Genomic DNA, 4,807 nt, shown 5'->3' on the forward strand with positions numbered 1-4,807 from the left:
CGTTCGGGGGGTGGTGGCCTCAGGCGGCCGACTCGAAGCCGGTGTCGTGGGCCAGGCGCTTCAGCTCCAGCAGCGCGTGCTTCTCTATCTGCCGGATCCGCTCACGCGTCAGTCCGTGCTGCTTGCCGACCTCGGTCAGGGTCCGCTCGCGGCCGTCCTCGATGCCGTACCGCATGCGGATGATCGAGGCGGTGCGCTCGTCGAGGTGGCCGATGAGGTTCTCCAACTCCTCGCTGCGCAGCAGCGAGAGCACCGACTGCTCGGGCGAGACCGCCGAGGTGTCCTCCAGCAGGTCTCCGAACTGCGTCTCGCCCGCGTCGTCGACCGGCATGTTGAGCGACACCGGGTCGCGCGCCCAGTCGAGGACGTCGCTGACGCGCTCGGGCTTGGCCTCCAGCTCGGCCGCGATCTCCGCGTGCTCCGGGTCGCGCCCGTGCATGCGGTTGAACTCGCGCTGCACGCGGCGGATGCGGCCCAGCTCCTCCACGAGGTGGACGGGGAGGCGGATGGTGCGGGACTGGTCGGCTATGGAACGGGTGATCGCCTGCCGGATCCACCAGGTCGCGTACGTCGAGAACTTGAAGCCCTTGGTGTAGTCGAACTTCTCGACCGCGCGCACCAGGCCCGCGTTGCCCTCCTGGATCAGGTCGAGCAGGGGCAGACCGCTGCGCGGATAGCGGCGCGCGACGGCCACCACGAGCCGGAGGTTGGAGCGGATGAAGAGGTCCTTGGCGCGCTCACCCTGGGCGACCAGCGCTTCCAGCTCCTCGCGGGAGGCTCCGTCCGCCCCGCTCTCCCCCGCCGTGGCGACGGCTGAGGTCACTTCCTTGTCGAGGATCTGCTGGGCGTACACCCCCGCCTCGATGGTCTGGGAGAGGTCCACTTCCTTGGCGGCGTCGAGCAGCGGCGTCCGTGCGATTTCGTCGAGGTACATGCCGACCAGGTCACGGTCGGCGATCTCCCCGCCTGCGGCGCGAACGCTGCGTACCCCGCCGGACCCGCTGGAGGCGGTCTGACGACGGGCGACGGCACGGGTTGCCATGCGTGCTCCCTTGCTGAGTAGGTCGCGATGGGTTGGCTGCCGGACTCCCTTCGGGTGCCCCGCTTCCGATGGAAACAACGACTGGAAACCGGACAGAATTCCCACGGCGTGCATTCATTTTCGTGATCTTGCAGTACCCTGTCCGCCGCCGAGGGGAGACACATGGCGCAGGGACCCGCAGAGGTGCAGGTCAGGGCGGGCACGGAGGCTGATCTCGATGCCCTGACGGACCTCTACAACCACTACGTCCGCGAGACGGCCATCACCTTCGACACCACCGTCTTCACGCCCGAGCAGCGCCGCCCGTGGCTGCTCTCCCACCCTGAAGACGGCCCGCACCGCCTCCTGGTTGCCCGGGACGTGCGCTCCGGCCGGCTGCTGGGGTACGCGACGAGCAGCCCGTTCCGTCCGAAGGCGGCCTACGCCACCTCCGTGGAGGTCAGCGTGTACTGCGCTCCGGACGCCGGGGGCCTGGGCATCGGCACGCTCCTGTACGAGGCCCTCTTCGCGGCCCTGGAGGGCGAGGACGTCCACCGCGCGTACGCCGGCATCGCGCAGCCCAACGAGGCTTCCGCCCGTCTGCATGCCCGCTTCGGCTTCCGTCATGTCGGTACGTACCAGGAGGTGGGCCGGAAGTTCGGCCGCTACTGGGACGTCGCCTGGTACGAACGCGGGCTGGGCGCGCCGCCCGGCCCTGCGGCGCCCGCCTGACAGACCAGCCCGCCTGACGGCCCGGCCCGTCTGACGGCCCGGCCACCCGCCGCCCGTACGCCTCAGCCGAACTGGAGCGACCGCTTCGACAGCCCCATCCAGAAGCCGTCGATCACATCGCGCCGCGCCCCCAGTTCACCCTCCGCGGCGCCCAGCGTCACGAACAGCGGGGCGAAGTGCTCGGTGCGCGGATGGGCGAGCCGGCCGGCCGGGGCCTTGTGCGCGAAGTCGAGCAGCGTGTCCACGTCGGCCGCCTCCAGCGCCTCGCGCCCCCACGCGTCGAACTCGGCCGACCAGCCGGGGACTCCCCCGCCCGGATGGCGCAGGGCGGCCAGGTTGTGGGTGAAGAAGCCGCTGCCGATGATCAGCACGCCCTCGTCCCGCAGGGGCGCGAGTTTGCGCCCGATGTCCATCAGGCGGCGCGGGTCGAGGGTGGGCATGGAGATCTGGAGTACGGGGATGTCGGCCGCAGGGAACATCTCGACCAGCGGGACGTACGCCCCGTGGTCGAGCCCGCGGTCCGGGATGTCCTGGACGGGCGTGCCGGCGCCGCGCAGCAGTTTGCGTACGGAGTCGGCGAGGGCGGGGGCGCCGGGAGCGGCGTACTCCACGCGGTAGTAGGGCTCGGGGAAGCCCCAGAAGTCGTACACGAGCGGCACGGTCCGCGTCGCGCCGAGGGCGAGCGGGGCCTCCTCCCAGTGGGCGGAGACCATCAGGACGGCGCGGGGCCTCGGCAGGCCGGCGGACCAGGCGGCGAGCTGACCGGGCCAGACGGGGTCGTCGGCCAGTGGCGGGGCGCCGTGGCTCAGGTAGAGGGCGGGCATGCGCTCCATGGCCGGACCTTCCCTTGAAGTTTCAAGCAGTACGGACACGACCCTACGCCTATCTAGTTTAACCTTCAAGAAGTGGGCCGTAGAGTGGTGGCATGACGACGGCACCCCGCTGGCTCAGCGAACAGGAACAGCGCACCTGGCGCGCCTACCTCCAGGCCACCACGCTCCTGGAGGACCACCTCGACCGCCAGCTCCAGCGCGACGCCGGAATGCCGCACGTCTACTACGGCCTCCTCGTGCAGCTCTCCCAGGCGCCGGAGCGGCGGCTGCGGATGACCGAGCTGGCCCGGATCGCGAAGATCACCCGCTCGCGGCTCTCGCACGCCGTCGCCCGCCTGGAGCGCAACGGCTGGGTGCGCCGCGAGGACTGCCCGTCCGACCGCCGGGGCCAGAACGCCGTACTGACGGACGAGGGGTACGCGGTCCTGAGGCAGACCGCACCCGGCCATGTCGCCACGGTCCGCCAGGCGATGTTCGACCGGCTCACCCCGGAACAGGTGGGGCAGCTCGGCGAGATCATGCGGATCATGGCCGAGGGGCTCCAGCCCCAGGACACGGACGCGGACCTGCCCTGGCTCCGTTAGGGAGCCGGGGCAGGTCCGGGTGCGTGCGGGACGTCCGTGCGCGGCGGGCCGGCGCGGGGGTCAGTGCGCGATGACGGGGATCTTCACCTCGTCCTCGGCGTCCGCTGCCGCGCCCGCGCCGCCGGCGGCGACCGTCGTGGTCCCCGGGCGGCCGGTGTTGATCAGCGTCAGGGCGATCGTGGCGGAGACGGCCAGGATGCCGACCGCCCACCAGATGGCACTCGCGTAGCCGTGCACCATGGCCTGCGCCTGGAGCAGCTGCGCGTTGGTGGCGCCGGCCGCGTGCGAGGCGACGTACGCCGTGGTGGCGCTGGCCGCGATGGTGTTCAGCAGCGCCGTGCCGATCGCGCCGCCGACCTGCTGCGAGGTGTTGACCATGGCCGAAGCCACGCCCGCGTCGCGCGGCTCGATGCCGTGCGTCGCCAGCGACATGGCCGGCATGAACGCCGTACCCATGCCCAGGCCGAGCAGCAGCTGCGCGGGCAGGATGAGTCCGGCGTACGACGAGCCGATCTCCAGCTGCGTCAGCAGCAGCATGCCGAGCGCCGCGACCAGGAAGCCGGGGCCCATCAGGTAGCGGGGGGCGACCCGCGTCATGAGGCGGGCGCCGATCTGGGTCGAGCCCGTGATCATGCCCGCGATCATCGGCAGGAAGGCGAAGCCGGTCATGACGGGCGAGTAGCCCTTCACGATCTGGAGGTAGTACGTGAGGAAGAGGAACAGGCCGAACATCGCGATGACGGCGAGACCCAGCGACAGGTAGACACCGCCGCGGTTGCGCTCCATCAGGACGCGCAGCGGCAGCAGCGGCGACTTGACCTTGGACTCGACGAGCACGAAGGCCCCGAGCAGCACGGCGGAGGCGATGAACAGGCCGACCGTCGCCCCGGCCGCCCAGCCGTCGGACTCGGCGCGCGTGAAGCCGTACACCAGCGCGACCAGGCCCAGCGTGGACAGCACGACGCCGGGGATGTCGAGCGGCGAGCGGTTGCGGCCGCCGGCCGGCTCGCGGATCACGAAGTAGGCGCCGGCGGCGGCGACGATCGCGAAGGGGATGTTGACGAAGAAGGTCCAGCGCCAGTTCAGGTACTCGGTGAGGAAGCCGCCCAGGATCAGGCCGACCGCGCCACCGCCGCCCGCGATCGCGCCGAAGATGCCGAAGGCCTTGGCACGCTCCTTGACGTCGGTGAACGTCACCGCGAGCAGCGACAGGGCGGCCGGTGCGAGGAGCGCGCCGAAGGCGCCCTGGAGGGCGCGCGAGCCCAGCATCATCGCCTCGTTGGTGGCGGCGCCGCCGAGCGCGGAGGCCGCGGCGAAGCCGAGCAGGCCGACGACGAAGGTGCGCTTGCGGCCCCACAGGTCCGCGATGCGGCCGCCGAAGAGCAGCAGTCCGCCGAAGGCCAAAGCGTACGCGGTGATGACCCACTGGCGGTTGGCGTCCGAGATGCCGAGGTCGTGCTGGGCCGACGGCAGCGCGATGTTCACGATCGTCGCGTCGAGCACCACCATCAGCTGCGCGAGGGCGATGAAGACCAGCGCTTTCCAGCGGTTGGGGTCGGGGAGGAGAGTGTCGGCTGTTTTTGGCATGGAGGGGTCCACCTAGGGGTGCGAAAAGCGGAAAAAGGTACGTAAGCGTG

At 71.0% G+C, this 4,807-nt stretch carries 5 protein-coding genes; 2 read left to right on the top strand and 3 right to left on the bottom strand.

The features are described from left to right. Window positions 1–19 precede the first annotated feature (19 nt). A complete protein-coding gene (locus E2E34_RS31520; protein ID WP_138905268.1) occupies window positions 20–1,042 on the bottom strand; it encodes a sigma-70 family RNA polymerase sigma factor in 1,023 nt (340 codons plus the stop codon). A 162-nt stretch (window positions 1,043–1,204) separates the two neighbouring features. Between E2E34_RS31520 and E2E34_RS31525 the strand changes: the two genes are divergently transcribed. Beyond that, on the top strand, window positions 1,205–1,753 hold the full coding sequence (locus E2E34_RS31525) for a GNAT family N-acetyltransferase (RefSeq protein ID WP_138905269.1): 549 nt from the start codon (window positions 1,205–1,207) through the stop codon (window positions 1,751–1,753). 62 nt (window positions 1,754–1,815) lie between these two features. On the opposite strand, the gene E2E34_RS31530 is transcribed toward E2E34_RS31525, so the two are convergent. Then, window positions 1,816–2,577 carry a dioxygenase family protein gene (locus E2E34_RS31530; RefSeq protein ID WP_138905272.1) on the bottom strand — a complete coding sequence of 254 codons (762 nt, stop codon included), beginning with the start codon at window positions 2,575–2,577 and terminating at the stop codon, window positions 1,816–1,818. Between the two features lie 101 nt (window positions 2,578–2,678). Here E2E34_RS31530 and E2E34_RS31535 point away from each other — a divergent pair, with 101 nt between their 5' ends. Next, window positions 2,679–3,170 (top strand): MarR family winged helix-turn-helix transcriptional regulator, encoded by a 492-nt coding sequence (locus tag E2E34_RS31535; protein ID WP_138905270.1) that lies wholly within the window; start codon window positions 2,679–2,681, stop codon window positions 3,168–3,170. A gap of 60 nt (window positions 3,171–3,230) precedes the next feature. Here E2E34_RS31535 and E2E34_RS31540 read toward each other — a convergent pair whose 3' ends face one another. Beyond that, a complete protein-coding gene (locus E2E34_RS31540; protein WP_138905271.1) occupies window positions 3,231–4,757 on the bottom strand; it encodes an MFS transporter in 1,527 nt (508 codons plus the stop codon). Window positions 4,758–4,807 lie beyond the last annotated feature (50 nt).

It is taken from the genome of Streptomyces albidochromogenes (assembly GCF_005981925.1).
Lineage (GTDB): Bacteria > Actinomycetota > Actinomycetes > Streptomycetales > Streptomycetaceae > Streptomyces > Streptomyces albidochromogenes.

Bases quoted from the DNA above. Each gene is read 5' to 3' on its own strand.
- E2E34_RS31535 (WP_138905270.1), top strand. From the start codon at position 2,679: ATGACGACGGCACCCCGCTGGCTCAGCGAACAGGAACAGCGCACCTGG.
- E2E34_RS31540 (WP_138905271.1), bottom strand. From the start codon at position 4,757: ATGCCAAAAACAGCCGACACTCTCCTCCCCGACCCCAACCGCTGGAAA.
- E2E34_RS31525 (WP_138905269.1), top strand. From the start codon at position 1,205: ATGGCGCAGGGACCCGCAGAGGTGCAGGTCAGGGCGGGCACGGAGGCT.
- E2E34_RS31530 (WP_138905272.1), bottom strand. From the start codon at position 2,577: ATGCCCGCCCTCTACCTGAGCCACGGCGCCCCGCCACTGGCCGACGAC.
- E2E34_RS31520 (WP_138905268.1), bottom strand. From the start codon at position 1,042: ATGGCAACCCGTGCCGTCGCCCGTCGTCAGACCGCCTCCAGCGGGTCC.